Origin of the sequence: Kitasatospora sp. NPDC004723, assembly GCF_040609255.1 — a bacterium.
GTDB lineage: Bacteria > Actinomycetota > Actinomycetes > Streptomycetales > Streptomycetaceae > Kitasatospora.
This window is the reverse complement of the sequence record NZ_JBEXJT010000049.1, coordinates 1-4,632: the sequence shown is the minus strand read 5'-3', so window position 1 is coordinate 4,632 and position 4,632 is coordinate 1. Positions and strand designations below refer to the sequence as shown.

The window sequence follows — 4,632 nt, the reverse complement described above, 5'->3', positions numbered from 1 at the left end:
CCGCCGCACCGCCGCACCGCCGCACCGCCGCACCGCCGCACCGCCGCACCGCCGCACCGCCGCACCGCCGCACCGCCGCACCGCCGCACCGCCGCACCGCCGCGCCCCCGCGGCCGGGTGGCCGCGGGAGCGCGGACGGCGGGCCCGGGGCCCGGCTCAGAGCAGCGAGTTCCAGGCCGAGACCGAGCGCGAGCCGCTGACCAGGCGGTCCGGGTGGCCGCTGCCGTCGGCGACCGAGATCCGCCGGTAGCTGTCACCGTGGAACACCCAGTACTCGCTCCGGCCGCCGATCCGCTGGGCGTCGGGGACGGGCAGGAAGCAGTCCACCGCGGCGACGCCGTCCAGCGAACCCCACTGGGAGAGTTCGCGGTCGCCGCGCTCCAGCGTGTCGGGGTGCCCGGTGCCGTCGGCGACCGAGATCAGCCGGTAGCGCTGCCGGCCGCCGGTGGTGTGGAAGGCCCAGTACCAGCTCCGGCCGTTCACCCGCTGCTGGTCGGGTACGGCGAGGAAGCAGTCCACCCGGTCGACGCCGTTCAGCGAGGCCCAGGGACCGAGGTCGCGGTCCGGGCGCTCCAGCGCGAAGGTGTATCCGCCGCCGGAGGTGATCGAGACCGCCCGGTACCGCTGGCCGCCGCCGTTGCCGCTGTGGAACGCCCAGTACCAGCTCTTGCCGCCGGGGTTCTGCAGGTCGGGCATGGGCAGCAGGCAGTCGATCCGGCCGATCCCCTGGAAGGCCGGCCGGCTGCTCAGCGCGGTGTCGCCGTCGACCAGGCGGTCGGTGTGGGCGGTGCCGTCGGCCACCGAGATCTGCCGGTACCGGTCCCCGTGGTAGGCCCAGAACCGGCTCTGGCCGCCCTGCCGCCACTGGTCCGGGACGGCGAGGAAGTCGTCGCACGGGTAGGCGGGCCCGCCCGGGGCGGTGCTCTGGCCGCCCTGCTGGGCCTGGGTCTGGGTCTGGCTCTGCCCGCCGGCCTGGCCGCCCGTCGCGGTCCGGTCGGGGCCGACCAGCCGTCCGTCGGCGAGCCCCCGCAGGGTGCTGAGCGAGGGCATGAAGGCGTACACCGAGCCGGTGGTGCGGACGAACTGGGCGAAGCTCACCGGGGTGTGCTTGACGGTGCCGTCCGGCTCCTCGCTCTCGAAGTCGACGTCGTCGGCCGGCTGGGTGACCGGGTCCTTGCCGGGCTGCGGGGTGCGGCCGGGCGGGAAGTTCGGCTCGTCCATCCAGTCGGCCTGGATGAACTCGAACTGCCGGGCGATGTCGGCCTGGTAGCAGACGAACAGCAGGCCGCGCGGGTCGTCGGGCCCGCCCGGGCCCTCCGAGGCCGGGTCGAACGGCGCCCCGTACGGCGTGCCGCGGCGCATGATCCGGCGGCCGTCGAGCTCCTTGGCGTCGAGCGGCGGGTCGGTGGGGCCGGGTGCTTGGAGGCCGGCCCGCGGGCTGGTCTTGCGCAGGTGCGACCAGAGCGGGGTGACCAGGCCCTCCGGGTCGTCCCGGAAGTCGAAGTCGTTGTCCGCGGCGGCGACGGGGTCGTTGGGGACGTCGCGGTCCTTGAAGTGGCAGACCGGGGCGCCGGAGCGCCAGCGGCCGACCATCCGGGCCGCCAGCCACTCGGTGGTCGCGGCGTCCGGGACGGCCTTGGCGAGCCGGAGCTCCTTCAGCTTGACCGAGACCTGCGACCACCAGCCGGGGACGTCCTGGGCGAGCCGGCGCACCACCTGGAAGGAGCCGTCCGCCGTCCAGTCCGGGTACTGCTCCCTGGGAAAGCTCAGCGGGGCGTTCTCCTGGCCGCAGACGAACTCGCCGGCCGGGATGATCCGGGTGCCCGGGTGGCCCGCGACCTCGTCGGGCCGGCCCGGGTCGGGCGGGTCGAAGCCCCGGACGCCCGGCTCGCTGATGCCGTCCTTGAAGCCGAAGTGCTCCTTGCCGCGGCGGCTGCCGAGCAGGGTCTGCGCGTTCTGCTGGTAGACGATCAGCACCCGGGACTCGGCGGCGGCGATCCGTTGCTCCTCGATCGCCGTCCGCAGGTCCGGCTCGGTGTCCGCGGAGAGCTTCAGCACGGCGTGCACCGGCTGGCTCCTGCCGTTGCCGAACAGCCAGTTCGCCGGGGAGTTCTCGCCGGTGTCGCCGAGCGCCCCGGCCCGCTTGGCCGAGCCCTCCTTGAACGCCTCGAGACCGGTGCCGACCGGCGGGGGCTGCGGGAACGGGTCGGTGTCGGAGAGCAGCCGCAGGCCCTCGTAGGTGAAGCTGACGCCGAGCCAGGTCGCCTTGAGGGTCTTGGGGTCGTCGCCGCCGGAGGTCCTGCGGGCCTCGCTGAAGGCCTCGTTGAACGCGGCGACCTCACGGGTGGTGGCGATCTGCGGGGTGAGCTGCCGCAGCCACTCGCGGGCCAGGGCCGCGTCCTCGAACTTCAGGAACAGGACGCTGACGTTGTCCTTCTTGAAACCGGCCAGGATGTCGCCCTGGATCTCCTCGCTGTCGCGGAGGAACAGATCCGTTGCCGTTGCCATGGGGGTGGGGGTTCCTTTCGGGTGCGCGGTCAGGCGGTGAGCTGGATCCACTTGGCGACGGAGGGCACGCCCTGGTCGTTGAGCAGGAAGAGCAGGTACCAGCCGGGCGGGGCGGCCTTGGCGTCCGGCGGGGCCTGGAGCTCCAGCCGGTTGCCGGCCCGGCTGCTGAGCCGCAGGTCGAGGTGGCGCTGGCTGGTGTTGATCGAGTGGGTGGAGGTGGTGGGCGAGAGCAGCACCGCCTTGGCGACCCGCTCCGGGGTGGAGGTGTTGACCAGGAAGGTCTGGTCGTAGCCGACGGGCGTGGTCGGCGCCCCGGTGAGGACCGGGCGGTCGCCCTGGTGGAGGTAGGCGGGCTCGTAGATCTCGATGGTCCCGTTCATGGTGACCGGGCCCGTGGTGCCGGGGATGCCGCTCACCGTGCCGTCGATGTCCGGGTTGTTGGCGAGCTGCTGGAGCTCGTCGCCGGTGACCATGACGCGTCCGTCCGGCAGCACCACGGCGTTGGAGTGGTAGCCGCGCGGGAGCCGCTGGACCGGGCCGAGCTGCCAGTTGCCCTGGTCGTCGCGGAGTTCGACCTGGCGGTACTTGAGGTCGGCGTTCGGGTTGTACGGGCCGTTGCCGTAGTCGCGGATGTCGTAGGCGCCGTTGACGGTCATCAGCCGGCCGTTGGGCAGCAGCAGGGTGTCGTCCTGGGTGCGGCCGAAGGCGCGGGACTTCTCGGCGGTCCAGCTGCCGTTGGAGAAGCGCAGGGTGCTGGGGTTGTCCCGGTCGCCGCCGAGGATCAGCGCGGAGTCCGGGCCGTTGACGCCGCCGGGCAGCGGGACGGCCGAGCCGTAGTTGCGCTTGCGGCCGTCGGGGCGGGCGGTCAGGTCGCTGCGGGACTCCGCGACCGGGTCGAACTTCCACTGCTCGGCGGCCTGCCGGCCGAAGCCGTAGATGTTGCCGTCGTTGAGCGAGAACAGGTGCGGGTAGTCCAGGGTGAACGGGGCGTCGGCCTTGAACCGGTCGACGGGGGTGTTCACCGGGGTCTGGGTCTTGAGCGTGGGCACCGGGTAGTTCTTGGCGGGGAAGCGCTCGACCACCGGGGTGGGGGTGCCCCAGCCGAGTTCGGACTGGCCGGACATGATCAGCTGCCGGCCGTCCGCGCCGGTCACCACCGTGGGGTACCAGCGGCCGACGGACATGTCGGGGTTGCGGGTCCAGGTCTCGGTCCACGGGTCGAAGATCAGCGAGAGCTTGGCGCCGGTGCCGCCGTTGCCGCCGAGGTTGCCGCCGAAGACGCCGAGCATGCCGTTGGGCAGGAAGGAGTGGCCGGCGCAGAAGAACGGCGCCGGGCGGGGCTGGTCCAGGCCGTCGGGCATGTTGACGGTGGGCGGGGTGACCTGCTTGAAGGCGTCCTTGCCGTAGCCCTTGGCCGGGTCCCAGAGGAACGCCCGGCCGGCGTTCTCCCGGCCGGTGGTCTGGGTGGGGGCGGGTTCCTTCTCCGGGTTGGTCTCGATCCGCTCGAAGGAGAACAGCAGCACCTTGCCGGTGGGCAGCAGCGCGACGTGGTCGCCGAAGTCGGGGGAGGGGAAGTACTGGTTGAAGGTCCCGAAGGTGCCGGCGGCGAAGCCCTTGTTGTGGTCGGCCTGGGACTGCGTCAGCGCGTTCAGCCGGTTGGTGCGGGTGGTCTGCGGGTAGTCGCCGATGCCGCGGACGGCCGCGCGCATCCGGGCGTGCTCCTCGGCGTGCTCCTGGCCGAGTGCGGCGACCTCGTCGTCGCGCAGCTCGGCGAGCATCCGGGGGTCGGCGACCTTGGGGGCGGTGGCGGCCGGGCCGTCGGGGGTGTCGTGACCGCCGGGGCCGTGGGCGGCGGCCGGGGCGACGGCGGTCAGGGCGGTGCCGGTGGTCAGCGCACAGACCACGGCGGTGGCGAGCACGGCCGGAAGGCGCCGGCCGGGCCGTGGCGGGGACAGGGACATGGAACTCCTCGAACGGGGGAGCGGGGCCGTCCGGCTCGGAACTCCGGGCGGGGGATAGGGGGAACGGCCGCCGGGGCGGTGCCCGGTCGCCGACAGCCACAGGCCATCACGGTGGGTGTCGGTTCGCATGCGGAGTCACTGCGTTCGGCGTCGGCGGGTCCGC

At 73.5% G+C, this 4,632-nt stretch carries 2 protein-coding genes; both read right to left on the bottom strand.

Annotated elements, in window-relative coordinates:
- Positions 1 to 156 precede the first annotated feature (156 nt).
- On the bottom strand, positions 157 to 2,508 hold the full coding sequence (locus tag ABZW10_RS31955) for a Dyp-type peroxidase (RefSeq protein ID WP_355372943.1): 2,352 nt from the start codon (positions 2,506 to 2,508) through the stop codon (positions 157 to 159).
- Between the two features lie 29 nt (positions 2,509 to 2,537).
- Positions 2,538 to 4,469 (bottom strand): galactose oxidase early set domain-containing protein, encoded by a 1,932-nt coding sequence (locus tag ABZW10_RS31950; RefSeq protein WP_355372941.1) that lies wholly within the window; start codon positions 4,467 to 4,469, stop codon positions 2,538 to 2,540.
- Between the last annotated feature and the right edge of the window lie 163 nt (positions 4,470 to 4,632).

What these genes read in the sequence shown, in the direction of transcription:
- ABZW10_RS31955 (WP_355372943.1), bottom strand. Translation starts at nt 2,508, where the DNA reads ATGGCAACGGCAACGGATCTGTTCCTCCGCGACAGCGAGGAGATCCAG.
- ABZW10_RS31950 (WP_355372941.1), bottom strand. Translation starts at nt 4,469, where the DNA reads ATGTCCCTGTCCCCGCCACGGCCCGGCCGGCGCCTTCCGGCCGTGCTC.